Below are 26,011 nucleotides of genomic sequence, written 5' to 3'. Positions count from 1 at the left end.
GCTTAGTTCCGGACTTTTCACAAGGCGCGAAAAAGGCCTCCGACGTGGCTTCGAAGAATTGACATGTATCCCTGCCCGGAGGAAGGGTCCAGCGGAACGGTGACGGCAACATGCCGGAAACCGGTTCGTCATTCCGCTCCCCACCACCCCCGCCACGGAGACGCCCATGTCACCCGTCCCGCCGCACCACAGCCCACCCCGCCCGCCGCTGCGCCGGCTGCTCGCCGTGCTGGCCGCGCTGCTCGCCACCGTGGCCCTGGTGGCGCCGCCGTCCCCGGCCCGGGCCGCCGACCCGCTGCTCTCCCAGGGGCGGCCCACCACCGCCTCCTCGGTGGAGAACGCCGGCGTACCGGCCAGCAACGCCACCGACGGCAACACCGGCACCCGGTGGTCCAGCGCCTTCGGTGATCCCCAGTGGATCCAGGTCGACCTGGGCGCCACCGCCACCGTCTCCCGGGTCACCCTGGTGTGGGAGGCCGCGTACGCCCGGGCGTACCAGATCCAGACCTCCACCGACGGCGCCACCTGGACCACCGTCTTCAGCACCGCGGCCGGTGACGGCGGCACCGACGACCTCACGGTCAGCGGCACCGGCCGCTACGTGCGGATGACCGGCACCGCCCGGGCCACCGCCTACGGCTACTCGCTGTGGGAGTTCCAGGTCTACGGCGCCACCGGCGGCGGCGCCGGCTGCGACACCGCGACCAACGCGGCTCAGGGGCGCCCGGCCACCGCCTCGTCCACCGAGAACGCCGGCACCCCCGCCGGGGCGGCGGTGGACGGCAGCGCGACCACCCGGTGGGCCAGCGCGGCGAGCGATCCGCAGTGGCTCCAGGTCGACCTCGGCAGCGTCCGCACTCTCTGCCGGGTCGTGCTGACCTGGGAGGCCGCCTACGGACGGGCGTACCAGATCCAGACCTCGACCGACGGCGCCGCCTGGACCACCGTGTACGCCACCACCACCGGGGACGGGGGGACCGACACCCTCACCGTGAGCGGCTCCGGCCGCTACGTGCGGATGTACGGCACCGCCCGCGCCACCGGCTGGGGATACTCGCTCTGGGAGCTCACCGTGAACACCACCGGCGGCGGCACCATCCCGGGCGGCGGCTCGCTCGGGCCGAACGTCATCACCTTCGACCCGTCGATGTCCAGCGCGAGCATCCAGAGCCAGCTCGACGCGGTCTTCCGCACCCAGGAGTCGAACCAGTTCGGCACCCAGCGGTACGCCCTCATGTTCAAGCCGGGCGACTACTCGGGCATCAACGCGCAGATCGGCTTCTACACCTCGATCATGGGGCTCGGCCGGAACCCGGGCGACGTCCGGATTCACGGGGACGTCACCGTCGACGCCGGCTGGTTCAACGGCAACGCCACCCAGAACTTCTGGCGGTCGGCGTCGAACATGCAGGTGTTCCCGTCGGCCGGGTTCACCCGCTGGGCCGTCTCGCAGGCCGCGCCGTTCCGGCGGATGGACATCCAGGGCGACCTCAACCTGGCCCCGAACGGCTACGGCTGGGCCAGCGGCGGCTACATCGCGGACAGCCGGATCACCGGCGTGGTCCAGCCGTACTCGCAGCAGCAGTGGTACACCCGCGACAGCAACGTGGGCGGCTACCTCAACGCGGTCTGGAACATGACCAACTCCGGGGTGGTCGGCGCGCCGGCCACCAGCTTCCCCAACCCGGCGTACACCACCCTGGCGCAGACCCCGGTCAGCCGCGACATCCCGTACCTCTACCTCGACGGCGGCGGCACCTACCAGGTCTTCGTCCCGTCGACCCGGACCAACGCCAGCGGCGCGTCCTGGCTGGGCGGCGCCACCCCCGGCACCTCGGTGCCGCTGAGCCAGTTCTACGTCGCCAAGCCGGGCGACTCGGCCGCCACCATCAACGCCGCCCTGGCGCAGGGCCTGAACCTGCTCTTCACCCCCGGCGTCTACCCGGTCAGCCAGACCATCACGGTCACCCGTCCCGGCACCGTGGTGCTCGGCGTGGGCTACCCGACGCTGATCCCGCAGAACGGGGTCGTACCCATGACCGTCGGCGACGTGGACGGGGTCCGGCTGGCCGGGCTGCTCTTCGACGCCGGCCCGACCAACTCGCCGGTGCTCCTCCAGGTCGGCCCGACCGGCGCGACCGCGAGCCACGCCGCCAACCCGACCTCGATCCAGGACGTCTTCTTCCGCATCGGCGGCGCCGGCGCGGGCAAGGCCACCACGAGCCTGGTGGTCAACCAGAACGACGCGTTGATCGACCACATCTGGGCCTGGCGTGCCGACCACGGCAGCGGCGTCGGCTGGACCGTGAACACCGCCGACACGGGCCTGATCGTCAACGGCAACAACGTGACCGCGCTCGGGCTCTTCGTCGAGCACTACCAGAAGTACGAGGTGATCTGGAACGGCAACAACGGACGGACGATCTTCTTCCAGAACGAGTTGCCGTACGACCCGCCGAGCGCGTCGGCCTGGATGAACGGCTCGCGGGTCGGCTACGCCGCGTTCAAGGTGGCCGACGCTGTCAGCGCGTTCGAGGGCTGGGGGATGGGCAGCTACTGCTACTTCAACGTCGACCCGACCATCGCCGCGTACCACGGCTTCGAGGCGCCGACCAGGGCCGGCGTGCGGTTCCACAGCCTGCTCACCGTCTCGCTGGGTGGCAACGGGTCGATCACCCACATCATCAACGACACCGGTGGCACGGCCCAGGGCACGAACACCGTCCCGGTGAACGTGGTCAGCTACCCCTGACCGGGCCCGGGGGCGGCAGGCGAGCCTGCCGCCCCCGGTTCCCGCGCATGACGGTGGCCCCGGCGGGTACCCGACCCCGAACGGGGAAACCAGCGGGAACGGAGGAACGGGATGAAGGTCCGAAGCTCCCTGCGCGCGCTGAAGCGCAAGGCCAACTCGATCGTGGTACGCCGCCGAGGCAAGGTGTTCGTGCTCAACAAGGCGGATCCCCGGCAGAAGGCCCGGCAGGGCTGACCGAGGTGGCCGACATCCTCATCACCGGGGCCGGCAGCGGCCTCGGCCGGGGTGCCGCCCTCGGCCTGGCCCGGGCCGGCCACCACGTGATCGCCGGCGCGGAGATCTGGCCGCAGGTGCGCGACCTGCGCGCCGAGGCCGAGCACGCCGGGGTGACCCTCGACGTGATCAAGTTGGACGTGACGGACCCGGCCGACCGCGCCGCCGCCCGGCGGCACCGCGCGGACATCCTGGTGCTCAACGCCGGCGTCCAGGAGGCCGGGGCGGTGGTGGAGATCCCGATGGACCGGATCCGCCGGTCCTTCGAGGTGAACGTGTTCTCGCACGTGCAGCTCGTGCAGGACCTCGTGCCGCCGATGCTTCAGCGGGGCGCCGGCAAGGTCGTCTGGGTGTCCTCCGCGGTCGGCATCCGGACCCGGCCGTTCATCGGCGTCTACGCCGCCACGAAGCACGCCATCGAGGCGCTGGCCTGGGCCATGAAGGGCGAGCTGGAACCGCGCGGCGTCCGGGTGGCTGTGATCAACCCCGGCCCCTACCGGACCGGCTACAACGACACCGGGGTCGAGGCGATGTCCCAGTGGTGGGACTCCTCGACCGCCCTGCTGGACCGGCCCGACTTCGCCGACTTCCTGCAGCACCAGCGCGACCCGCGGGAGATGGTCGAGGAGATGGTCCGGGTGATCCCCGCCGACCACCATCCCTTCCGGACGGCGTGGCCGGAGGAACTGCGGCACCAGCTCAGGGAGTTCGAGTCGCAGGTGTGGGACGAGACGACGTGACCTCGGCCGAGGCCACCCCGTCACCACGTCGATCCGGCCCGAGCAACCGGGCGGCGGCGAACCGCGCCAGCGGCCCGTAGATCCGGGCCGAGTCGGTCAGCGAGGAGAAGTGCGACGAGGCGTTGCCGCCCTGGTAGCGGGTGGCGATCGGGACCTGCGCGATCGGCAGTCCGGCCCGGGCCGCGTGCAGCAGCACGTTCATCTCGTACTCGAACCGCTCGCCGGGGACGGTCCGCAGCCAGCCGAGCAGCCCGGCCGGGTACGCCCGCAGCCCGGTCTGGGTGTCCCGCACGGGGACGCCGGTGGCGAGGCGGAACGCGGCCCGGGTCACCGTGTTGCCGAGCCGGCTGCGCGGCGGCACCTCGCCGTCGAACCGGCGCACGCCCAGTGCCAACGCCCCGGTGTCGCGCATCCGGTTGGCGACCCGGACGACGTCGGGGATCAGGTGCTGCCCGTCGGCGTCCACGCACACCACGTCGCGACCCGGGTGGTGGCCGGCGACGTACCGGAAGCCCGTCTTCAGCACGATGCCCTTGCCCCGGTTGACGCGGCGCCTCAGCACGGTGGCGCCCCGGTCGCGGGCGGCCGCGAGCACCCCGGCAGCGGTCGGGCCGCTGCCGTCGTCGACGACCACGACGTGCGCCGCGGGCAGCGCGGCGGCCAGGTCGACGACGAGCCGCGGCAGGCGGTCCCCGGGTCGGTACACCGGCACCAGAACGATCACGAAACCTGCTTCCTAACTGTTGTTTATGGCTGAGCAGTTCGGATAGTTCGCTCTCCGCCCGGCGGTCGCTGGGCTGGAGTCCTGGACCGGCAGTCTGGTCCGGTGGCGATCGGTCCGGTCCTGCAGGATCTGCTTCACCCTGTGGTGTGGGGTGTGCAGGGCGATGTCGGGGTCGCCGGCTCGGTGCAGGATGTTGATCGCGGCGTTCACGTCGGCCTGCCACACCACCCCGCACGAGGTGCAGTGAAACCGGTCCCCACGACGTCGGCCGAACCGAGCGCAGCGGTGACAGGTTTGTGAGGTGTAGGCGGCGTTGACGTGCACGAGCGCAGAACCTCTGCGCTCCGACACGTTTCTCAGGGCCTCGGCGGTGACTCCCTTGGTCCACGCGGCGAGACGCCGGTTGATGTTCTTAGGAAGGTTTTTGCGGCCGGTGAAGCGTTGGGTGAGGTCTTCGGCGATCACGGCGTTGGCCTTGTCCACGACCTGGTGCACGGCGGTGAAGATCTCCGTGCGCACCCGCGCTCGGTGCCGGGCGGCCTGCCGGTCCCGCTTAACGGTGCCGAGGTTGTTGACCTTGATCCGGTGCGCTTTTGCGTGGTCGCCACGCAGGGCGGCGTTGTTGGCGATTGAGCGCAGCTTCGCCCGACGGCGGTTACGTTCCTTCAACCGGTCCGACTCGCGGGTGAGCAGCTCGCCGAGCTGTACACCGTGGGGCTGGCCGTCGGAGTCGGTGAGGGCTTCGGTGTAGCCCTTGTCCACGCCGACCGTTGCATCGCCGCACGGTCGCTGTGATGAGCGCATCTGCGAAGCGTCCACTTGATAGTGGATTTCCACCCGACCGCCGCGCAGGATCAGCCTCAGCGTCCCGGTCGGGGCGACGGCCGTGGACAGCGGGATTCTGACCATCTTGCGGGGCTCCAGACCGGGAATCGCCAGCCACAACCGGCCCCGCCCATCCAGGGCGGTGTTGTACTTGTCGGCGCGCACCACAATCTGATCGTGCGTGCGGTTGCGGCCCCGCCGCCAATGCTTGCGCATCTGCCGGGCCAGGAACGGATCGCTGGCCCACTGGTCCGCCTTCAACGCCGTGAACATCCGCTGACGCTCGGCCGGATCGCTCGTGCGTCGGCTGATCGCCCGCCGGACGTCGACCTTGGCCGCCGCCAGGCTCGCTGCGATATCGGCCATCGCGTCGCGAACGGTTTCCTTCCACGCATTCGCCAGCACACCAAACAACGCGTGTGTGCCGTCGGCCAGCCACCGGTCGCGCACCTGCCGGTCCCGCAGCCCGGCCCCGACCCCGTTGATCGACCCGTAGCGCTGCCACACCTCGCTGCGCACCCGACCCAACCGGCGGGCCTGCTCCATCACGGCAGCGTACTTGCCCGGATTCAGCTGGGCCGAGTAGGCGATCCGGGTGACCTTCACCGGTCACCCTCCATTGTCAAGTCCGACCTTTCCAGCTCCTTTTCGTAGCGGCGCAAACCGCACAGCCAGTACGAGAAGGAGCCGGCGACGCCCAAGAGGTCCTCGACCAACTCATGCTGCGGGCGCAGCGGCTCCTGGTTGGCCACAACGAAATTGTGTTCAGCTTTAGGAAGGAAAGCAACCACTGGCAGCTGCTCCCGCGCGGACCCGTCGCCGACCGGCCGATCGGCGACCGTCCTCACCCGTGCCGCCGGCCGGCGAATCCAGGGCAGTCAGGAAACAGGCCCGCGACGCGCTGCGCCGAGCGGGCCAGGCGGCGTTCCCGCCGCAGCAGCGCCTCCGGGCTGCGCAGGCCGAGATAGCACACGCGGCTGGCGGCCCGGGCCACCCGCTCGCGGCCGGCGGGCACCGGGTCGGGCCCGGCCACGGGCACGTCCAGCAGCGCCGCGCCGGACAGCCCGAGCACCTTGCCGGCGAGGAACCGGATCCGGGGCAGGTGCCACGGGTGGGAGACCAGCCCGAGCGGCCGGGCCGGGGTGAAGACCTCACCGGCGAGCAGTCCGTCCTGGACGGTGTGCGCGAGGTTCTGCAGGGTGGTCCGGGACCGCGTCTCGGCGTGCAGCCGGGCGCATCCGTCGAGCCCGGCGGCGCGGGCCAGGGCCAGCATGAGCTCGCCCTCCCGGTACCCGGCGGGCGGGCCCGGCGCCCCGGCGGGGCCGTGCGGCCAGCCGCCGGTGAACACCACCCGCGCCCCGGCGGCCCGCCGGAACTCGGCCGCGTGCGCGCGGACGTACCCGATGGCCGCGCCGGCCCGGGCGGCGCTGTCGGCGCTGAGCCGGTAGCCGTCGTCGCCCGCGACCACCCCGCGTCCGAACACCAGCAGGACGGTGGCGGTCGGCGTCATCCGACCCACGGTACGCCGGCTGGCGGTCGGCCTCGCCCGCGCCGCGCGGCGGTCAGTCCTCCTCGGCGTCGGGCGGCCATGGCGGGGCGCCCACGCCGGTGATCCGTACCCCGCCCCACGGGTCGGCCTCGGCGAGCCGGCCCCGGGCGACCCGCTCGCCGACCCGGACCTCGACGTCGCGCCGGCCGGAGCGGAGCAGCCGCAGCATGCGGGGCTCCGGCTCGATCCGCCCGGCCCAGTGGTAGCGCCCGTCGACCGGTTCCCAGCGGCCGCTCGCGTGCAGCCGGACCGGGGTGCCGGCGATCTCCGCCGGGCCCTGCCAGCTCACCGCTCGATCCGCTCGTGCGCGCGGGTCAGTTCGGGGGGCAGGTCGGCGCCGCGCCGGACGCCCTCGATGCCGCTCCAGAGCAGCGTGGTGAGGTAGTCGGTGAGCGCGGCCCGGCGGATCGGCTGGCCGTGCGTGGCCCACCAGTCGCCGACCGCCTGCACGAACCCGACCAGCCCGTACGCCCAGGGTTCGGCGGGGCCGGCGTCGAGCCCGAGCGCGCGCAGCCGGTCGCCGATGACCCGGGCCAGGCCGGTGGCCACCTGCCGGCTCGTGCCGGTCACCACCTGCTGGATGCCGGGATGCCCGGCCTCGTGCAGCAGGAACCGGTAGAGCGTCGGCTCGGACTCGATGATGCTCAGGTACGCGTCGATGGTGGCCTCGACCAGCGCGCGCTCCTCGCGGACCCGCTCGACGGCGGGGGCCACGGCGTCGACGACCCGGGCCGCCACCACCTCGCTGACGGCCAGCCAGAGCTGCGCCTTGTCGGCGAAGTAGCGGTAGAGCACCGGCTTGCTGACCCCGGCCGTGGCGGCCACCTGATCCATGTCGACGGTCGGCCCGTGCCGCAGCAGCGCCTGCACGGCGGCCCCGACGAGCTCCTGCCGCCGCTGCTCGCGGTGGTCGGCCCAGCGGTCGCGCCGGCCGCTGCGCGCGGGCTCGGCGGGCTCCGGCGGGGTGCCCGGGGCATTGACATCGGTGGAGGTGCGTCGCATGCTACCACTCGTAACAGTTACTCGAAGTTACGTCAACTAGGAGGGGCCATGGAGGGGACGTCGGCCGGATTCCCGCGCGAGGCGGTGGCCACCCGCCTGCTCGCCGCCTCGGTGCGCACGAGCTATGACCCCGTCGTCGACATCGACTGGTCGGCGCCGCACGTCCCCGGGGCGTACTGGATGCCGCCGCAGCGCAGCAGCCTCTACGGCACCGCGCTGTGGGAGGGAATGAGCGAGGAGCAGCGGATCGCGCTGACCAGGCACGAGGTGGCCGGCGTGGCCAGCGCCGGGCTGTGGTTCGAGACGATCCTCATGCAGATGCTCATCCGGCACTACTACGACGCCGACCCGACCAGCCGGCACGCCCAGTACGCGCTCACCGAGGTCGCCGACGAGTGCCGGCACTCCATCATGTTCGGTCGGCTCATCGAGGCCCTCGGCTGCCCGGTCTACCGGGCCGACCCGGTCGACCACCTACTCGGGCGCTGGCTCAAGGCCACCGCCACCGGCCCGCAGATGTACGCGGCCATCCTCATCGCCGAGGAGATGCTCGACGCGTTCCAGCGGGAGGCCATGGCCGACGAGTCGATCCAGCCGCTGATCCGGATGGTGTCCCGGATCCACGTGGTCGAGGAGGCCCGGCACGTGCGTTTCGCCCGCGACGAGCTGGCCCGTCAGGTCGAGGCCGCCGGTCCGGTCGCGCTGGGCTACGCGCGGCTGGTGATCGGGCGGGCCGCGTACTCGATCACCCGCCGCCTGGTCAACCCGCGGGCCTACGCGGCCGTCGGCATCCCGCCGGCGGACGGGGTGGCCGCAGCCCGGGCGAACCCGCACTGGCGGGCCACGCTGCGCTGGTCGGCCCAGCGGATCGCCGAGCACCTCACCGAGCTGGGCCTGATCGCCGGTCCGGGCCGGCTGCTCTGGCGCCGCGCCGGCCTCCTGGCGGACTGACCGGCGGCGACCCCCGAGGGAGGCGGGCGCCGATCCGTGCAACCACTCAGCGGCCCCGGCGCCACCCGGAGCGCAGCCGGAGCGCGTTGCAGACGTCGAACACCCCGGAGACGTCCCAGGCCAGCTCGCCGGCCGCCCGCCGGGTCTCCGCGTCGGTCACCACCCCGGCCAGGATCACCACCCCGTTCTGCGCCGTGACCGTGATCTGCTGGCGCCGGGTGGTCCAGTCGATGCTCAACCGCTGCGCCACCAGGGCGGCGAGCCGCACGTCCGCGCCGTCGGGCGGGGGCCCGTCGCCGGCGAACGGGAAGTCGGGGTACGGCCAGGACATCACGAGCTGCGGGCTCCTTCGGCTCGTTCTCGGCTCTCCACCGGAGCCGCGGGACGGCGCGGCGCCGGACCGACCGACCCGCCCAGCGCCCGGGCCCGGCTGTCGACGACCGCGAAGACCCCGTCCAGCCGCATCGTGTGCAGCACGGTGCGCACGAACCGGGACGGCGCCACCAGGCACAGCCGTCGCCCGTCCCGCCGGGTCTCCTGGTGGGCCCGGACCAGCAGCCCGAGCCCGGCCGAGTCGATCACCTCAACCTCGGTGAGGTCGACCAGCACCCGGTCGCCCACCGTGGCGGCCTCCGCCAGCGCCCGGCGTACCCGCTCGGCGGAGTCGGCCTCGGGGACGGCCGGCGCCCCGCCCACCTCGTCGAGGTCGTCGACGCCGAGGCCGCCGTCGTGCAGGGTGGCCCGCGCGCCGCACCGGGGGCAGTGGTGCGGCCCGGACGCGAAGGGGGAGCCGACCCAGCCGTTCTCGAACACCAGCGTCCAGACCACCTCGGCATCCGGCAGGATGCAGCCGGTGCCCGTGACGCTGTCGCCGCAGCCGTCGCAGATGAGCAGCATCAGGTGCTCCGCGGGTACGACCGTCACAATCCCTCCTTCCGCCGCGCGCCCGGTCGGGGCGGCGGTTCCTTCCCGGCCGCCGGACGCCCGGCGGCCAGCACCGCGAGGACGACCGCGACGGCGGCGAACCCGGACTGCACGACCAGCGGCCACACCGCCGGCCCGCCGGGACCGGTGTCGACCAGGCCCACGACGATCGCGCCGAGCAGCGCGGCGGCCACCCCGAGTGCGAGGGTCAGCCAGACCGGCGCGGCCGTGCGCCCGGGCACGACCAGGCGACCCACCGCGCCGACGGCGAGCCCGACGACGAGCGCCCCGACCAGCGTGCTGCCGTTCACCGTTCCTCCCTCGCCGCCCGCGACTGTCCGGTCCGGCTCCCACCCTGCGCAGTGACCGTGGAGGGCGCCGCGCGGTTGTGTGACAGTTCCATGACAAAAGCCGGGAACGGCTGACGTGGTTGGGCGCCCCGGGGGCGGGCCGTCATGATGCGCATATGACGGCCGTACTGGTGATCGAGGACGACGACCGCATCCGGCTCGCGCTGCTGCTCGCCCTGGAGGAGGAGGGCTATTCCGCGTCGGGGGCGGCCACCGCCGAGGAGGGGCTGCGCCGGCAGCGTGAGGACCCGGCCGACCACGTGCTGGTCGACCTCATGCTGCCCGGCCTCGACGGGTTCGAGTGCATCCGCCGGCTGCGCCGCGACGACGACGTCCCGATCGTGGTGGTCAGCGCCCGCGACGACACCCACGACATCGTCGCGGCGCTGGAGGCCGGCGCCGACGACTACGTGGTCAAGCCCGTGGCGATCAAGGAGCTGTCCGCCCGGCTGCGGGCCCTGCGCCGGCGCGGCCGGGTCGTGACGGACGCCGTCCCGGCCCAGGTCTTCGGTGACCTGGAGATCAGCGCCGAGGCCGGCGAGGTCCGCCGCGCGGGCCGGCCCGTCGCGGTGACCCGCACCGAGTTCCGGCTGCTCTGCGAGCTGGCCGAACACGCCGGCCGGGTGCTGTCCCGGCAGCAGCTGCTGCGCCGGGTCTGGGGGTACGAGACCGGCGACGAGCGCCTGGTCGACGTGCACGTGGGCCGGCTGCGGCAGAAGATCGAGCCGGACCCGGCCAACCCGCGGCACCTGGTCACCCTCCGCGGCCTCGGCTACAAGCTCCAGCGATGACCCGCCTCGGACTGCGCGCCCGGGTCACCGCCGCGTTCGCCGTCGGCGCGTTGCTGCTCGCCGCCGTGATGGCCCTCTTCTCGTACGACCTGACCCGCCGCTCGCTGCTCGACGAGCGGGAGCGTGCGGCCGTCCGGGCCGCCTACTACGACGCCGCCGTGGTCCGCTCGGGGCTGGACACCGGGACCCCGGACGTGGTGGCGGTGCTGCGCTCGCTGGACACCGGCAGCAGCCGCCGTCCGCTGCTGCACCTGCGCGACGGCTGGTACGCCCGCACCGCCGACGTCGGTGCCGGCTCGGTCCCGGTGGAGCTGCAACGCCTGGTCGCGGACGGCCAGCCGGCCGTGCAGCGGGTCCGCCTCGACGGGCAGCCGACGCTGCTGGTCGGCGTCCCGCTCTCCGGTGAGCGGGGCTACTACGAGCTGACCTCCTTGCGCGAGGTCGAGGGAACCTTCCAGGTGGTCGGGCTGGCGCTGACCGCGGTGGCCATCATGGTGGCCGGGGCCGGCGCGGCCCTCGGCTGGTACGCGACGCGGCACAGCGTCCGGCCGCTCACCGCGGTCGCCGACGCCGCCGAGCGGATCGCCGCCGGCGACTTCGCCACCCGGCTCGACCCCACCACCGACCCGGACCTCACCCGGCTCTCCACCTCGTTCAACCACATGGTCGACCAGTTGGTGCGGCGGATCGAGCGGGACCGCCGGTTCGCCGCCGACGTGAGCCACGAGCTGCGCTCACCGTTGCAGACCCTGGCCGCCGCCGCGAGCGTGCTGACCCGCCGCCGGGAGCACCAGGACGCGCGGACCGCGACCGCGGCCGGACTCGTCGCCGACGAGGTGGCCCGGTTCCAGCGCCTGGTGGACGACCTGATCCAGCTGGCCCGCACCGAGCAGCCCGCGCACCGCGACACGGTCGACGTGGCCGCGCTGGCCCGCGCCGCCTGCCGCGAGCGGGCGCTGCCGGAGAGCCTCGTCGAGGTGGTCGACGGCACGCCGGCCCGGTGGCGTGTCGACCGGCGCCGGGTCGAGCAGATCCTGCTGAACCTGCTCGACAACGCCGTGCGCTACGGCGGCGGCCCGGTCGCCGTACGCCTCGGGCTGCACGACGGGATCGGCGTCCTGGAGGTCGACGACGAGGGACCGGGCGTGCCGGAGGCCGATCGGGAGGTCATCTTCGACCGCTTCGTCCGTGGCCGGGCCGCGCACGCCCGGGCCGGCACCGACGGCACCGGCCTCGGTCTCGCCCTGGTGGCCCAGCACGCCGCCGCGCACGGCGGGCACGCGGCCGTGGTGGACCGGGAGCCGGGCGCCCGGTTCCGGGTCGAGCTGCCGGGGGCGGGCGCATGACCCGGCGGCTGCTCCCGGTGCTGATCGCCGCGGCCCTGCTGGGCGGCTGCGGGGTGCCGGTCGACGACGAGCCCCGCCCGGTGCGGCCGCCGGCGGGCGGCTTCCCGACCCCGGCGGGCACCGCGACGGCCGAGCCGGACGGGCGGGTGGACGAGCCGCTCTGCTTCGTCCGGGGCGACGGGCTGGCGGCGGTCACCCGCCGGGTCGACGGCCTACCGGGGGTGGACACCCATCTGCAGCACCTGCTGGCCGGGCCGGACAGCGCGGAGCGGGACCGCGGGCTGGCCACCGCCCTGCCCGGCACGGTAGCCGTGGCCGGGGCCACCCTCGCCGGCACCGTGGTGACCGTCGACGTGCGGCAGGCCGGCGAGGAGACCGGCCGCAACGACGAGGTCCTCGCCTTCGGGCAGATCGTCTGCACACTGACCCAGCGCCCCGACGTGGACAGCGTCGCGTTCCGCCGGGACGGGCAGCCGCTGGAGGTGCCCCGGGCCGACGGGAACGTCTCGTCGCTGCCTCTCACCGCCGCCGACTACCGGCCGTTGCTGGACCGCTGACCGTCAAAGTGGCGTGCGGCACGGGGTATTTGTCCACTTCTGAGGGAAATATCCATCGTCCGTTCGGTTGATCAGGCGGCAGACTTTGGTCTAGGGTGACTGGCACGACCGGTGCTCAGGAGGCACCCGTTCTCCTCAGGACAGGAAGGGCAGCATGACCACGACGACCATCGCGCCGACCACGACCGGCGAGGTGCACCGCACGGCGGTGACCGGCGAGGAGACCCGGGCCAGCGAGCTGATCGCCGCCCTGGCCGAGCTGCCCGAGGGCCACCCCGGGCGCCCGGCCCTGCGCAACCAGGTCATCGAGGCGTGGCTGCCGCTGGCCAACCACCTCGCCGCCCGCTACAGCGGCCGCGGCGAGCCGGCCGGCGACCTGGCCCAGACCGCGGCCCTCGGCCTGATCAAGGCCGTGGACCGGTTCGACGCCTCCCGGGGCGTGGACTTCGCGGGCTTCGCCATCCCGACCATCCTGGGTGAGATCAAGCGGCACTTCCGCGACCGCACCTGGAACATCCGGGTCCCGCGCCGCCTCCAGGAGCTGCGGCTGCGCATCTCCGAGGCGAACAGCACGCTGACCCAGACCCTCAACCGGGCCCCGACGGTCGCCGACATCGCCAGCCACCTCGACGTCACCGAGGAAGAGGTGCTCGAGGGCCTGGAGGGCGCTCGCGCCTACAACGCCGTCTCGCTCTCCACCCCGATCGGTGACGGCGACAGCGCCACCGAGCTGGGCGACACCATCGGCACCGAGGACAACGAGTACGAGCTGGCCGAGCTGCGCGCCTCCCTCGGCCCGGCGCTCGCCACCCTCGACGAGCGTGAGCAGAAGATCCTCACCCTGCGCTTCTACGGCAACCTGACCCAGAGCGAGATCGCCGCCCGGGTCGGCGTGTCCCAGATGCACGTGTCCCGGCTGCTCGCCCGCGCGCTGACCAAGCTGCGAGGCCAGCTCACCGAGGCCTGATCCGTTCCGGGCGGTCCGCCGTCCGGCCGTTCACCGCCCGGTCCGACGCGAGCGCTGCCGCCGCGCCCTGACCCACGCACCGCCACCGACTCCCCTCGGTGGCGGTGCGTTTTCCTCTCCACCCGCCTCGCCCGTGCCGGGCCGGGGCGGCTCTGTGCATACTTGCGCGGTTGCAATCGTTGCCGGGGGACACCCGGCTGTCCCGGAGGCGGTAGTGGTGGTCGACCAGACGATCTTGCGGCGACGCGAAACGACCCCGGCGGCCGGCGTTCCGGTGGCCGACCCGGACCTCCGGCAGCTGCTGGCCGGTCTCACCGCGGTCCGGGACGGCGACTTCGGCACCCGCCTGCCGGAGGACGCCGACGGGCTGCTCGGCGAGATCGCCACCGTCTTCAACGGCATGGTCGACCAGCTCTCCCTGTTCACCTCCGAGGTCACCCGGGTGGCCCGGGAGGTCGGCACCGAGGGGCAGCTCGGCGGCCAGGCCGACGTGCCCGGCGTCTCGGGTACGTGGAAGGACCTGACCGATTCGGTCAACGCGATGGCCGGCAACCTGACCGACCAGGTGCGCGACATCGCCGAGGTGGCCACGGCGGTGGCCCGGGGTGACCTGTCGCAGAAGATCACCGTCGATGTGCGCGGCGAGATCCTGGAGCTGAAGGTCACCATCAACACGATGGTGGACCAGCTCTCGTCGTTCGCCGACGAGGTGACCCGGGTGGCCCGGGAGGTCGGCAGCGAGGGCCGCCTGGGCGGGCAGGCCGAGGTGCCCGGCGTCGCCGGCACCTGGCGCGACCTGACCGACTCGGTGAACTTCATGGCCGGCAACCTGACCAGCCAGGTGCGCAACATCGCCCAGGTGACCACGGCCGTGGCGCGCGGTGACCTGTCGCAGAAGATCACCGTCGACGCCCGGGGCGAGATCCTGGAGCTCAAGAGCACCATCAACACGATGGTGGACCAGCTCTCGTCGTTCGCCGACGAGGTGACCCGGGTGGCCCGGGAGGTCGGCACCGACGGCCGGCTCGGCGGGCAGGCCCAGGTCAGCGGCGTCGCCGGCACCTGGCGCGACCTGACCGACTCGGTGAACTCGATGGCCGTCAACCTCACCGACCAGGTGCGCAGCATCGCCCAGGTGGCCACGGCGGTGGCCCGGGGCGACCTGTCCCAGAAGATCACCGTCACCGCGCACGGCGAGATCCTGGAGTTGAAGAACACCATCAACACGATGGTGGACCAGCTCTCGTCGTTCGCCGACGAGGTGACCCGGGTGGCCCGGGAGGTCGGCACCGAGGGTCGCCTCGGCGGCCAGGCCGACGTCAAGGGCGTCTCCGGCACCTGGAAGGACCTCACCGAGTCGGTGAACGTCATGGCCGACAACCTCACCGCCCAGGTCCGCAGCATCGCCGAGGTCACCACCGCGGTCGCCAAGGGCGACCTGACGCAGAAGATCCGCGTCGACGCCCGGGGCGAGATCCTCGCCCTGAAGGAAACCATCAACACGATGGTCGACCAGCTCTCCGCGTTCGCCGACGAGGTGACCCGGGTGGCCCGCGAGGTGGGCACCGAGGGCCGGCTCGGCGGTCAGGCCCGGGTCTCCAACGTGGCCGGCACCTGGAAGGACCTGACCGACAACGTCAACGAGATGGCGAACAACCTGACCAACCAGGTGCGCTCCATCGCGTTGGTCGCCACCGCCGTCGCCCAGGGCGACCTGAGCCGGCAGATCACCGTCGAGGCCAAGGGCGAGGTCGCCGTGCTCGCCCAGACCATCAACACGATGGTCGGCACGCTCAGCGCGTTCGCCGACGAGGTGACCCGGGTGGCCCGGGAGGTCGGCACCGAGGGGCAGCTGGGCGGCCAGGCCCGGGTGCCGAACGTGGCCGGCACGTGGAAGGACCTGACCGACAACGTCAACTCGATGGCGAACAACCTCACCGGCCAGGTGCGCAACATCGCCCAGGTCACGACCGCGGTGGCGCAGGGTGACCTCACCAAGAAGATCGACGTCGACGCCCGCGGCGAGATCCTGGAACTCAAGACCACGATCAACACGATGGTCGACCAGCTCTCCAGCTTCGCGGCCGAGGTGACCCGGGTGGCCCGGGAGGTCGGCAGCGAGGGCCGCCTCGGCGGCCAGGCCGAGGTCGAGGGCGTCTCCGGCACCTGGAAGCGGCTCACCGAGAACGTCAACGAGCTGGCCGGGAACCTGACCCGGCAGGTGCGGGCCATCGCCGAGGTGACCAGCGCGGTCGCCACCGGCGACCTGACCCGCTCGATCACGGTCGACGCCTCCGGCGAGGTCGCCGAACTGAAGGACAACATCAACTCCATGGTGGAGTCGCTGCGCGAGACCACCCGGACCAACCAGGAACAGGACTGGCTCAAGACCAACCTGGCCCGGATCTCCGGCCTCATGCAGGGCCACCGCGACCTGGAGGTGGTCGCCGGCCTGGTGATGAACGAGCTGGCCCCGCTGGTCTCCGCGCAGCTCGGCACGTTCCTGCTGGTCGACGACACCGCCGACGGTCGGGGCCTGCGGGTGGTCGGCGGCTACGGCCACGACGCCGCCCGCCGCCGGTACGCCCTCGGCGACTCGTTGGTCGGGCAGGCCGCGCTGAGCAAGCGGGCCATCGTGGTGGACGCCGTGCCGGCCGACTACGTCACCGTCTCGTCCAGCCTGGGCGCGGCCGTGCCGCTGCACCTGGTGGTGCTGCCGATCCTCTTCGAGGACCAGGTCCTCGGCGTCATCGAGCTGGCCAGCATGGGCCGGTTCACCGACGTCCAGCGGGACTTCCTGGAGCAGCTCACCGAGACCATCGGCGTCAACGTCAACACCATCGTCGCCAACGCCCGCACCGACGTGCTGCTGACCGAGTCGCAGCGGCTGGCGGCCGAACTCCAGGCCCGCTCCGAGGAGCTGCAGGCCCGCTCCGAGGAACTCCAGAGCTCCAACGCCGAGCTGGAGGAGAAGGCCGCCCTGCTGGCCCGCCAGAACCACGACATCGAGACGAAGAACTCCGAGATCGAGCAGGCCCGCCAGGAACTGGAGGCCCGCGCCCAGCAGCTCGCGCTCGCCTCGAAGTACAAGTCGGAGTTCCTCGCCAACATGAGCCACGAGCTGCGTACGCCGCTGAACTCGCTGCTCATCCTGGCCCAGCTGCTGGCCCAGAACCCCAACCGCAACCTCACCCCGAAGCAGGTGGAGTACGCCACCGTCATCCACTCGGCCGGCGCCGACCTGCTCCAGCTCATCAACGACATCCTCGACCTGTCGAAGGTCGAGGCCGGCAAGATGGACATCAACCCGGAGACGTTCGAGCTGTCCACCCTGCGCGACTACGTCGACGCCACGTTCCGCCCGCTCACCACGCCGCGCGGTCTGGAGCTGGACCTGGTCACCGGCCCGGACGTGCCGGCCCGGCTGCACACCGACGAGCAGCGGCTGCGGCAGGTGCTGCGCAACCTGGTCTCCAACGCGGTCAAGTTCACCGAGAAGGGCCGGGTGCAGCTGCGCATCGAGCGGGCCCGCCCGGACGAGCTGCCGGCCGGGATGCCGCCGGCGGAGACGGTCATCGCGTTCCGCGTGGTCGACACCGGCATCGGCATCGCCGAGCAGCACCTGACCGCCATCTTCGACGCGTTCCAGCAGGCCGACGGCACGACCAGCCGGCGCTACGGCGGCACCGGCCTGGGCCTGTCCATCAGCCGGGAGATCGCCCGGCTGCTCGGCGGGCAGATCACCGCGGAGAGCGTCCTCGGTCAGGGCAGCACCTTCACCCTCTACCTGCCCGCCACGGCCACCGCGCCGCTGCCCGAGACCGGCCCCGGCGCTCCGGCCCTACTGGCGGCACCGCTGGAGTCGGAGGCCCGGCGCTGGGTGGAGCAGCAGCAGCGGCGGGTGCTGGTGCTCGAACCGCACGAGAAAGGGCTGCTCACCCTGCTGGCGCGCGGGGTGGCCGCGGAGATCGGCGGCCCGGTCGAGGTGTCCACCGCGCTGGACGTCGAGGCGGCCGTCGACGCGCTCGCCCGGCACCGCCACCACCTGCTCGTCGTGCAGCTCGACGCGGGCGACGAGCGCGGCACCGCGCTGCTCAGGGCGCTGCACGAGCACCCCGGGCTGCGCGGCCTGCCGGTGCTCGCGTACCACGGGCAGCCGCTCGCGGCGGGGCAGGACACCCTGCTCCAGGGCATGGCCACGGGCCGCCCGCTGGAGATCCTCGGCAGCCTCGACGAGCTGCGGGAGCGGATCGTGCTGCACCTGACGGCGGACGCCCCGGAGCGGGTGCCGTCGCTCACGGCGCCGGCCGCGGACCGCGGCCCGGTCGCTGACCCGGCGGTCCGGGAACTGTCCGGCCGCAAGGTGCTCGTGGTGGACGACGACGCCCGCAACGTCTTCGCCCTGACCAACATCCTCGAACTGCACGGCATGGACGTGGTCTACGCGGAGAACGGGCGCAAGGGCATCGAGACGCTGATGCGGCACGACGACATCGACCTGGTGCTGATGGACGTGATGATGCCCGAGATGGACGGGTACGCGGCCACCGCCGCGATCCGCGCCATGCCCCGCTACGCGGACCTGCCGATCATCGCGGTGACCGCGAAGGCGATGCGCGGGGACCGGGAGAAGAGCATCTCCTCCGGCGCCAGCGACTACGTCACCAAGCCGGTCGACGCGGAGGACCTGCTCACCTGCATCCACCGCTGGCTGACGAGCTGACGGCATTCGCCGACGGGTTTCGCGCAGCCCGTCGGCTCGATGCGGTGGCGATGCTCGACGGGCCGGGGCCGGTCCGGCGGATCATGCCGGACCGACCCCGGGAACGAGGGGGTCAGCGCTTGAGCGTGAAGGTGAAGTCGCCGGAGAGCCTGCCGCTCAGCCGGGTTGCCGCTACGAGCTTCCCCTCCGTGATCAGCCTCTCGACCTCGGCCCGCGACAGATCGCAACCCTCAGCGATCAGTCGCACCGGCCGGACCGGGATCCGCGCCGCGAAGCGGACGGAGACGTCGATCACCTCGGGGCCCAGGTGATCGGAGCCGCCGGTGTCGAGGCGCCAGGCGTCGTCCCAGTCGAGGGCGATGCGGTTGCGGCGCTGCACGACCGGATCCTGGAGCAGCTCCGCCGCCAGGCTCGGGTCGTTGTGGTGCAGCCGGTCCAGCAGCTCGGGTCGTACGGAGCGAACGGTCACCCGCTCCAGGATCGTGAGCTTCGCGGTGTCCCCGCAGGCGGTGCAGAGCGCGAGGAGCCAGGCGTCGAGGAGCTTGTGGTTCGCGTTGACGCGGAACTTGCCGTTCGGCCGGAAGCGCTCGGACGCGCACGCGTGGCAACGGCGGCGGACGAGCGGCAGGCAGGTGGGTACGACGAGCCAGTGTGAGAGCACAGAGATACACCGGTTTCAGTGAGAAGTCCGCAGCAAGAAGGAGCGCGGCGCACAGGCGGCGACGCGCGACAGATCAGCGCTCGGGAGGTCTCACAGGGTGTACAAGGGGGCGCCCCCGGCTAGACGACTGGTTGGGCGGGACGGTAACGACGCGCAGCGGGGCCGCGCCAGGGGTTTTCGAGCGCCGCGCCGTCCGCCTCAGCAGCGGGATTCGCGCGGAAACATCTCGTTCATCGTCTGGGTCAGTGCGTAGTCGTGTCGACCGTTTGCCAGCTCGGCGGTGTCGATCCTCGTGGCGAACATCAGGTCATGCTTGACGAACAAGGAGACGGGAGCAGGAAAGCCGTTGGCGGTGTTGTCAGCGTTTTCCCGGAAGCCGTCGGGAGGCACGCCGACAGTGACCGACTCCACCACGGGGGCGTCCCCTCCGCGAGAATCTCCCACACCATGCGGGAATCCGTCTCGCCCTCTCGCGGCGGCATGGTGAGGCGTAGATAGCCGATCGGGCAGGCGCGGTCGAATCGCAGAACGAGCGCGCCGTCAACCAGCTCGGCGGTGACCCGCTCGTCTGTCGCCGAGTCGCAGGCGACCACTGTGGCCGCGAGAAGCAGCAGAACGAGGCCCGAACGCCAGGCAGCGCCTCGACGACGGATCCGTCCCTTCGGACGACGACCCGCCATCCTGGCCGCGAAGGTCAGTTGCCACATCCGGACGGCCCCCCCCCGCCATCCTCGGCCCGGCACGCATCCTCAGTATTCGCGATGTCCCCATGCCGACACCATGGCGGAAGCGCCCGGACGGAGCGGCCCGGCGGGCAGTTGTCCGCCGGGCCGCTGTCGATGGGGTCACCTCACCACGGTGTCGGGGCCGGCGGCGGCACCACCGGCGGGCGGTCGTCGCAGGTGATGGTGTTGGGCAGCAGCCAGGGGGCGAGCCAGCCGCCGTCGTTGCCGCCGAGGTCGGTGAGGGTGAACTCCGACCCGGCCGGGGTGAAGTGGAACGACCCGCAGTTGTTGACCCCGACCGCGCCGACGTTGCGCGCGTCCACGTTGGCGAAGGAGGCGGACCCGGCGGTCCGGGCGCTCACCACCGAGGTGCCGGTGCCGTCGACCCGGATGTCCCGGAAGTGGACGTTGTCGATCGAGACCGTGTCCTTCACGGGCCAGTCGCTGACCAGCATGATCGCGTTGTAGGTGTTGTCGAGGTAGTGGTCGCCGACCACCTGGATGTCGGCGTCGATGCTGCGGTCCAGGGCGTAGAACCAGATCGCGCCGAGGCCGATGTTCCAGTTCAGGTCGTACGTGCCGGCCCGGACCGTGGTGTTGCCGGTGATCCGGAGCTGGCCGGCGAACGGCTCGGCGCCGAACCGGGAGCCGATCTGGATGGCGCTGCCCTCGCGGACCGGGTCGGCGATCAGGTTGTGCGAGACGGTGAGGTCGCTGCCGCCGTAGAGGGCGATGCCGTTGGCCAGCACGGGGGACTGCACGGTGTTGTGGTCGAAGGTGTTGTGCGCGTTGCCGGTCCGCTCCGACCACATGGCCAGCGCGTCGTCGCCGGTGTTGCGGATGAAGCTGTGCGAGATGGAGGAGTGGGTGACGCCGGTGTGGAAGTTGAGCCCGTCGGCGATCTGGTCGGCGATGACCGTGCCGGTCACCCGCAGGTCGGTCATCGGGCCGTCGAACCACAGGCCGACCTTGGTGTGGTGCAGGTAGAGGCCGTCGACGGTGGAGTGGTTGAGCGCCCCGCCGATGGCGTTGACCTGGTCGGTGTCGATGCGTTCCCGCACGTCGCCCTCGATGGCGAAGCCGGAGAGGTGGACGTCGCGGCTGCCGCCGTCGGCGGCGTCGCGGCCGTAGAAGCCGACGCCGGTGTGTACCGAGCCGTCGGGTGCCGGGGTGTCCAGGGCGACCTCGCGGCCCCTGACGATCGTGTACCAGCTGCCGGCGCCCGCGATCGTCACGTCGTCCACGATGATGTGCCGGTTCACCTGGTACGTGCCCGGCGGGAGGTACAGCGTGCGGTCGGCCCGGCGGGCGTACGCGACGGCCCGGTCGAACGCGTCGGCGGACTCCCGGCGGCCGGTCGGGTCGGCGCCGAAGGCCAGCACGTTCACGGCGTGGGGCAGCGCCCGGGGCGGGGCGACGAGGTGCGCGTCGAGCAGGTCGATCACCGTCCACGCGGCGGCCGTGCCGGTCGGCGCGGTCAGCCGGACCACCTCGCCGGCCCGGTGGGTGCGACCCAGCAGCAGGCGCTGTTCGTCGTAGAAGTGGTGCGGCCGGAACGGCTTGCTGATGGTGGGCGCGGGCGTGGTGGCCGCCGGCACGCACGAGCACTCGGTGATCCACCAGTCCGGGTGGAGCAGGTCGGCGCCGGGGTCGTTGGTGAACGGGTACTGGTTGTAGAGCCAGGCGTACTGCGAGGTGAGGGTCATGGTGCGGGCCGGCCCGCGGCCGACGGTAACGCGCAGCGGCGCGGTGACGCCGCCGCCGGGGGCGTCGGGGATGCTGTACCGGACGGTGAGCGCGTTGGCCGCCCGCGGGAGCGTGAACTCGACGTACTGGCCGGGGGAGAGGCGGACCGCCCGCCGCCCGGACGCCTCGCCGGCGAGGGTGTAGGCGGCGCGGTCCGGGCCGATGACCGTGCCGGTGGTCCGGGCGTGCTCGGCCTCCTGCTCGACGAAGTCCACGTCGGCGCCGCGGCCGGCGACCAGCGCCGGGTCGAGCCCGGCCCGGGTGACCACCGGGGTCGGGCCGGTGCGGCCGGCCGCCAGGGCGGCGCTCCCGGACGGTACGGCCAGCGCGACGGCGGTGGCCGCCACGGCGAGGATCCTGGCGATCGGCACGGCCGGGCGCAGGCCCGCCGCGCCTTCCACGCTCCGCTGCATCGGACTACCCACTTTCACCGGGGGACGGGGGAGACGGTGGTGGCGTCGGCGCGGCTGGGACCTGCCCGCCGAGAGGTGCCTCATGTTATTCCCGGCGTTTGTCGATATTCAAGCTTCTGTTTGTTCGAATCTTTCCAGAGTCAGCGGCCACCCCGCCCCTGGCCTCGCGGACCTCCGACGACCCGGACCAGGCACATCCGGCACCAGCCCTTGTTCATTTCTTGCAAGAACCCGACGTACGATTGCGGCCGTGACGAAACGGTTGACGGAGGTGGCCCGCAAGGCGGGTGTCAGCGAGGCCACCGTGAGCCGGGTGCTCAACGGCCGCGGGGGCGTGTCCGAGGCGACCCGGACGGCGGTGCTCACCGCGCTCGACGTGCTCGGCTACGAGCGCCCGACCAAGCTGCGCGGGGAGCGGGCCCGGCTGGTCGGCCTGGTCCTGCCCGAGCTGCAGAACCCGATCTTCCCGGCGCTCGCCGAGGTGGTGACCGGCTCCCTCGCGCAGCGCGGCTTCACCCCGGCGCTCTGTGCCCGCACGATCGGCGGCGTGTCCGAGTCGGACTACGTCGAGATGCTCCTCGACCACCAGGTCTCCGGCGTGATCTTCGCGGGCGGGTCGTACGCCCTGGCCGACGCCACGCACGAGCACTACCGCCGGCTCACCGACCGGGGCCTGCCCGTGGTGCTGGTCAACGCCGGCGTCGACGAGTTGGGTTTCCCCCGGGTCTCCACCGACGACGCGGTGGCCGTCGAGCAGGCGTACGGGCACCTGCGCTCGCTCGGGCACGAGCGCATCGGCATGGTGCTCGGTCCGGAGGGGCACGTCCCGTCCCGGCGGAAGCTGGCCGCGATGATCCGGGTGGCGGGTTGGACCGACGACACCGCGTACGTCGAGCGCTCCAGCTTCTCCATGGAGGGGGCGCGGGTCGCGGCGAGCAAGCTGATCGAGCGGGGCGTCACCGGCGTCATCTGCGCCAGCGACGTGCTGGCCCTGGGCTCCATCCGGGCCGCGCGGCGGCTGGGCCGTGCGGTGCCCACCGACGTGTCCGTGGTGGGCTACGACGACTCCGCGTTCATGACCTGCACCGACCCGCCGCTGACCACGGTGCGGCAGCCCATCGAGACCATGGGGCAGGCCGCGGTGGACCTGCTGGTCACCCAGATCGAGGGGGCCGGGGTGCTCCACGACGAGCTGCTGTTCGAGCCCGAACTCGTGGTGCGCGGTTCCACCGCGCCCGCCCCCGGGCGCTGACCGCCGCGCCGGGCGCCGAACGCGTGCCCGGCGGCGAACCGCCTGCCTGAACCTCCCGACGACACTTCGGCCGTCGACCGCTGAACCGCGGTCGGCGGCCGTTCTCGTTGTCGCCCGCCGCCTCCGGGACCGGCGCGCTGTCAACATCTGTCGTCACAAAGTCGTGTCCTTTCACATGACGATCGAAACCTTGCCGCCACTAGTTCGCCTCGCTACAGTGACTCCACTCACACCGGCCTCGACGTCGGGCGGTGGCGATCACGGCAAACCAAGCGAAGGCCATGGATACACCCGTTCCCCGAAGGGATGGACAGATGTCCGTACCGCAGTACCGGAAGGCTGCGGCGATAGCGCTCGTGGCCGGCCTGGGGCTCAGCCTGACGGCTTGCTCCACGAAGAGCGACGACGCGGCGAAGGACGCCAGCGGCAAGGTCACCATCACTGTCGACTGCCAGCCGGTCGGCGCCCAGAAGGAGCTGCTGAAGAACTGGAACGACGACGTGGTCGAGTTCCAGAAGCAGAACCCGAACATCGTCATCAAGAGCGTCAGCGTCGGCGAGCAGTGCAACAACCCGCCGGATTTCACCGCCCGCCTCGCCGGTGGCACGGTGACCGACGTGTTCTACGGGTACATGACCGATCTCCAGCAGGTGCTGGACTCCGGTCAGGCCATGGACATCACGGAGTACGTCAACAAGGACACGATCCCGACCTGGGACAGCGTCGACCCGGCGCTCAAGGGGGTCTTCACCGACGGCGGCAAGCTCTACGCCGTCCCGGTGAAGAACTACTCGATGGGCCTGGTCTACAACAAGGTGCTGTTCCAGCGGGCCGGCCTCGACGTGAACAACCCGCCCAAGACGTGGGCGGAGGTCCGGGCGGCGGCCAAGAAGATCTCCGCCCTGGGCAACGGCATCGCCGGCTACTCCGAGTACAGCGCCGGCAACACCGGCGGCTGGCACTTCACCTCCCTGCTCTACTCGCAGGGCGGTCAGGTGCTGACCGAGGACGGCAAGAAGGCCGACTTCAACAACGCGATGGGCAAGCAGGTCCTGCAGAACCTCAAGGACATGCGGTACGGCGACAACAGCATGGGCAGCCGCCAGCTGCTCCAGTGGGGTGACCTGCTGACCAACGCCGGCGCGGGCAAGGTCGGCATGTTCATCGGCGCGCCGGACGCCACCCAGGCGATCGTCAGCCAGTTCCAGGGCAAGTTCCAGGACTGGGCCATGGGCCCGCTGCCCGGCCAGGACGGCGCGGCGAAGGCGACGCTCGGCGGCGGCGAGGGCTACTTCTTCAAGAAGGGCCTGACCCCCGAGCAGGTCAAGGCCGGTCTGAAGTGGATCGCGTACCAGAAGTTGACGCCGGGCAAGGGCCAGTTCGACTACGTGCGGGCCAAGCCGCAGAACTACCCGGTGGGTCTGCCCCAGCCGCTGCTGTTCGCCAACGGCAGTGACGCGCAGAAGAAGGAGGTCGAGCTGCGCAAGGCGAACGCCAACGTCGACACGGCGAACTTCGCGATCTTCGAGGCGAACCCCGTCCCGATCAAGGGTGAGCCCCGCAACGCGCAGGCGATCTACGCGGTGCTCGACGCGGCGATGTCCGGGGTCCTTACGAACCCGAACGCGAACATCGACGCGCTGCTCAAGACGGCCGAAGAGAAGGTCAACCAGCTGCTGGCCACCGCCAGCTGAGCCCACGGGTGTGGGGGCCGGCCCGCCGGTCCCCACACCCCGCACCGTTCCGTCCGGTCACCCGACTTCCGCAGGAGAAGCCTTGGCGATCACCACCGTCCCGGGTACCACCAGGCAACCGGGGCGACCCGAGCCGCCGTACCCGTCGAGCCGCCGCAGGACGAGCCTCGGCCGCAAGGTACGGGACAACCTCACCGGGCACACGTTCCTGATCGGCGCGCTCGTCTGCTTCGCCGTCTTCTCCTGGTACCCGATGGTCCGCGGCATCGTGATGAGCTTCCAGCGCACCCGCCGGGGCGAGACCACCTGGGTGGGCTGGGACAACTACACCCGCATCATCGACGACCCGAGCTTCTGGACCGCCTGGAAGAACACGTTCTACTTCACCTTCCTGGCGCTGGTCCTCGGGTACGCGGTGCCGTTCTTCGTGGCCATCCTGCTCAACGAGTTCCGCCACGCCAGGGGCTACCTGCGGATCCTGGTCTACCTGCCGGTCATGCTGCCGCCCGCCTCGGCGCTCTTCCTCTTCAAGTTCTACGCCTACGACCCCAGCGAGGCGGGCCTGTTCAACGCGATCCTCGCGGCGCTGCACCTGCCGACCTCGGAGTGGATGCAGTCGCCCGGGATGACCATGCCGGCCATGGTGCTCGCGTCGACCTGGATGAACATGGGCAGCGCCGTGCTGATCTACCTGGCGGCGCTGCAGAACATCCCCGGCGAACTCTACGAGGCGGCCGAACTCGACGGCGCCGGCATCTGGCGACGGATCCGGCACGTGACCATCCCGCAGACCCGGCTGATCCTGGCGCTCCTGGCGATGATGCAGATCGTCGCCACCATGCAGCTCTTCATCGAGCCGCTGATCCTCGCCAACGGCGCGGGCACGGGTGACTCGGCCACGTCGGTGGCGTACCTCATCTACCAGCACGGGTTCTTCCAGAACGACCTCAACGGCGCCGCGGCGCTCGGTGTGATCATGCTCATCGTGCTGGCCGGCTTCTCCGCCGTCTACGTGCGGCTGACCGCGAAACAGGACTAGGACGGAC

Annotated in this window: 24 protein-coding genes; 12 read left to right on the top strand and 12 right to left on the bottom strand. The window is 71.9% G+C overall.

The window, feature by feature from the left end:
- The first annotated feature begins 166 nt into the window (after positions 1–166).
- From RMN56_RS31125 to RMN56_RS31115, 3 genes are all read left to right on the top strand, one after another.
- The gene (locus RMN56_RS31125) at positions 167–2,752 is read left to right on the top strand and encodes a pectate lyase-like domain-containing protein (RefSeq protein WP_313721446.1); all 2,586 of its coding nucleotides are present in this window, start codon (positions 167–169) and stop codon (positions 2,750–2,752) included.
- 111 nt (positions 2,753–2,863) lie between these two features.
- Entirely contained in the window at positions 2,864–2,986 is a 123-nt protein-coding gene (locus RMN56_RS31120) for a 50S ribosomal protein L36 (protein ID WP_091265774.1), read from the top strand.
- 5 nt (positions 2,987–2,991) lie between these two features.
- Positions 2,992–3,765, top strand: coding sequence for an SDR family oxidoreductase (locus tag RMN56_RS31115; protein WP_313721445.1), 774 nt, complete (start codon positions 2,992–2,994; stop codon positions 3,763–3,765).
- On the opposite strand, the gene RMN56_RS31110 is transcribed toward RMN56_RS31115, so the two are convergent.
- The 6 genes from RMN56_RS31110 to RMN56_RS31085 form a co-directional block, all read right to left on the bottom strand.
- Entirely contained in the window at positions 3,725–4,489 is a 765-nt protein-coding gene (locus tag RMN56_RS31110) for a glycosyltransferase family 2 protein (protein WP_313721444.1), read from the bottom strand. The genes RMN56_RS31115 and RMN56_RS31110 overlap by 41 nt on opposite strands.
- Positions 4,490–4,501: 12 nt before the next feature.
- A complete protein-coding gene (locus RMN56_RS31105; RefSeq protein WP_313721443.1) occupies positions 4,502–5,920 on the bottom strand; it encodes an RNA-guided endonuclease TnpB family protein in 1,419 nt (472 codons plus the stop codon).
- Entirely contained in the window at positions 5,917–6,066 is a 150-nt protein-coding gene (locus RMN56_RS31100; RefSeq protein WP_313721442.1) for a hypothetical protein, read from the bottom strand. Before RMN56_RS31100 ends, RMN56_RS31105 begins: the two co-directional genes overlap by 4 nt.
- Before the next feature lie 92 nt (positions 6,067–6,158).
- Positions 6,159–6,824 (bottom strand): ElyC/SanA/YdcF family protein, encoded by a 666-nt coding sequence (locus RMN56_RS31095; protein WP_313721441.1) that lies wholly within the window; start codon positions 6,822–6,824, stop codon positions 6,159–6,161.
- A 52-nt stretch (positions 6,825–6,876) separates the two neighbouring features.
- Positions 6,877–7,152, bottom strand: a complete 276-nt coding sequence (locus RMN56_RS31090) for a DUF4873 domain-containing protein (protein ID WP_313721440.1) — start codon at positions 7,150–7,152, stop codon at positions 6,877–6,879.
- The gene (locus RMN56_RS31085) at positions 7,149–7,865 is read right to left on the bottom strand and encodes a TetR family transcriptional regulator (RefSeq protein ID WP_313721439.1); all 717 of its coding nucleotides are present in this window, start codon (positions 7,863–7,865) and stop codon (positions 7,149–7,151) included. The genes RMN56_RS31090 and RMN56_RS31085 overlap by 4 nt, the downstream gene beginning before the upstream one ends.
- A gap of 48 nt (positions 7,866–7,913) precedes the next feature.
- Here RMN56_RS31085 and RMN56_RS31080 point away from each other — a divergent pair, with 48 nt between their 5' ends.
- Entirely contained in the window at positions 7,914–8,816 is a 903-nt protein-coding gene (locus RMN56_RS31080) for an AurF N-oxygenase family protein (RefSeq protein WP_313721438.1), read from the top strand.
- A 46-nt stretch (positions 8,817–8,862) separates the two neighbouring features.
- Here the strand turns inward: RMN56_RS31080 and RMN56_RS31075 are convergent, their stop codons facing one another.
- The 3 genes from RMN56_RS31075 to RMN56_RS31065 are packed head-to-tail and all read right to left on the bottom strand — an operon-like array spanning position 8,863 to position 10,051.
- The gene (locus RMN56_RS31075; RefSeq protein ID WP_313724900.1) at positions 8,863–9,147 is read right to left on the bottom strand and encodes a BON domain-containing protein; all 285 of its coding nucleotides are present in this window, start codon (positions 9,145–9,147) and stop codon (positions 8,863–8,865) included.
- Positions 9,147–9,740 carry an STAS domain-containing protein gene (locus RMN56_RS31070; RefSeq protein WP_313721437.1) on the bottom strand — a complete coding sequence of 198 codons (594 nt, stop codon included), beginning with the start codon at positions 9,738–9,740 and terminating at the stop codon, positions 9,147–9,149. The genes RMN56_RS31075 and RMN56_RS31070 overlap by 1 nt, the downstream gene beginning before the upstream one ends.
- On the bottom strand, positions 9,737–10,051 hold the full coding sequence (locus RMN56_RS31065) for a hypothetical protein (RefSeq protein ID WP_313721436.1): 315 nt from the start codon (positions 10,049–10,051) through the stop codon (positions 9,737–9,739). Before RMN56_RS31065 ends, RMN56_RS31070 begins: the two co-directional genes overlap by 4 nt.
- Positions 10,052–10,206: 155 nt before the next feature.
- Between RMN56_RS31065 and RMN56_RS31060 the strand changes: the two genes are divergently transcribed.
- The 5 genes from RMN56_RS31060 (at position 10,207) to RMN56_RS31040 (ending at position 18,474) form a co-directional block, all read left to right on the top strand.
- Positions 10,207–10,881: a response regulator transcription factor gene (locus RMN56_RS31060; protein WP_262286069.1), complete on the top strand. Its 675-nt coding sequence runs from the start codon at positions 10,207–10,209 to the stop codon at positions 10,879–10,881.
- A complete protein-coding gene (locus RMN56_RS31055) occupies positions 10,878–12,227 on the top strand; it encodes a sensor histidine kinase (protein ID WP_313721435.1) in 1,350 nt (449 codons plus the stop codon). Before RMN56_RS31060 ends, RMN56_RS31055 begins: the two co-directional genes overlap by 4 nt.
- Entirely contained in the window at positions 12,224–12,784 is a 561-nt protein-coding gene (locus tag RMN56_RS31050) for a GerMN domain-containing protein (protein WP_313721434.1), read from the top strand. Before RMN56_RS31055 ends, RMN56_RS31050 begins: the two co-directional genes overlap by 4 nt.
- Before the next feature lie 154 nt (positions 12,785–12,938).
- The gene (locus RMN56_RS31045) at positions 12,939–13,751 is read left to right on the top strand and encodes a SigB/SigF/SigG family RNA polymerase sigma factor (RefSeq protein ID WP_313721433.1); all 813 of its coding nucleotides are present in this window, start codon (positions 12,939–12,941) and stop codon (positions 13,749–13,751) included.
- Positions 13,752–14,025: 274 nt separating this feature from the next.
- A complete protein-coding gene (locus RMN56_RS31040) occupies positions 14,026–18,474 on the top strand; it encodes a HAMP domain-containing hybrid sensor histidine kinase/response regulator (RefSeq protein WP_313721431.1) in 4,449 nt (1,482 codons plus the stop codon).
- Positions 18,475–18,586: 112 nt separating this feature from the next.
- Here RMN56_RS31040 and RMN56_RS31035 read toward each other — a convergent pair whose 3' ends face one another.
- The 3 genes from RMN56_RS31035 to RMN56_RS31025 form a co-directional block, all read right to left on the bottom strand.
- The gene (locus RMN56_RS31035) at positions 18,587–19,135 is read right to left on the bottom strand and encodes a DUF1062 domain-containing protein (RefSeq protein ID WP_313721429.1); all 549 of its coding nucleotides are present in this window, start codon (positions 19,133–19,135) and stop codon (positions 18,587–18,589) included.
- A 198-nt stretch (positions 19,136–19,333) separates the two neighbouring features.
- Complete coding sequence (locus tag RMN56_RS31030; RefSeq protein ID WP_313721428.1) at positions 19,334–19,549, bottom strand: hypothetical protein; 216 nt, start codon at positions 19,547–19,549, stop codon at positions 19,334–19,336.
- A gap of 436 nt (positions 19,550–19,985) precedes the next feature.
- Positions 19,986–22,019 (bottom strand): glycosyl hydrolase family 28-related protein, encoded by a 2,034-nt coding sequence (locus RMN56_RS31025; RefSeq protein WP_313721427.1) that lies wholly within the window; start codon positions 22,017–22,019, stop codon positions 19,986–19,988.
- 250 nt (positions 22,020–22,269) lie between these two features.
- On the opposite strand from RMN56_RS31025, the gene RMN56_RS31020 reads away from it, so the two are divergent.
- The 3 genes from RMN56_RS31020 to RMN56_RS31010 all read left to right on the top strand — a co-directional run bounded on the left by RMN56_RS31020 (position 22,270) and on the right by RMN56_RS31010 (position 26,004).
- Positions 22,270–23,271, top strand: coding sequence for a LacI family DNA-binding transcriptional regulator (locus RMN56_RS31020; RefSeq protein ID WP_376787246.1), 1,002 nt, complete (start codon positions 22,270–22,272; stop codon positions 23,269–23,271).
- A gap of 314 nt (positions 23,272–23,585) precedes the next feature.
- Positions 23,586–24,965 (top strand): ABC transporter substrate-binding protein, encoded by a 1,380-nt coding sequence (locus RMN56_RS31015; protein ID WP_313721426.1) that lies wholly within the window; start codon positions 23,586–23,588, stop codon positions 24,963–24,965.
- 82 nt (positions 24,966–25,047) lie between these two features.
- Entirely contained in the window at positions 25,048–26,004 is a 957-nt protein-coding gene (locus RMN56_RS31010) for a carbohydrate ABC transporter permease (RefSeq protein WP_313721425.1), read from the top strand.
- Positions 26,005–26,011: the final 7 nt, after the last annotated feature.

Origin of the sequence: Micromonospora halotolerans, assembly GCF_032108445.1 — a bacterium.
GTDB lineage: Bacteria > Actinomycetota > Actinomycetes > Mycobacteriales > Micromonosporaceae > Micromonospora > Micromonospora halotolerans.
The sequence above is the reverse complement of the archived record's forward strand: the minus strand, read 5'-3'. Positions and strand labels throughout refer to the sequence as shown.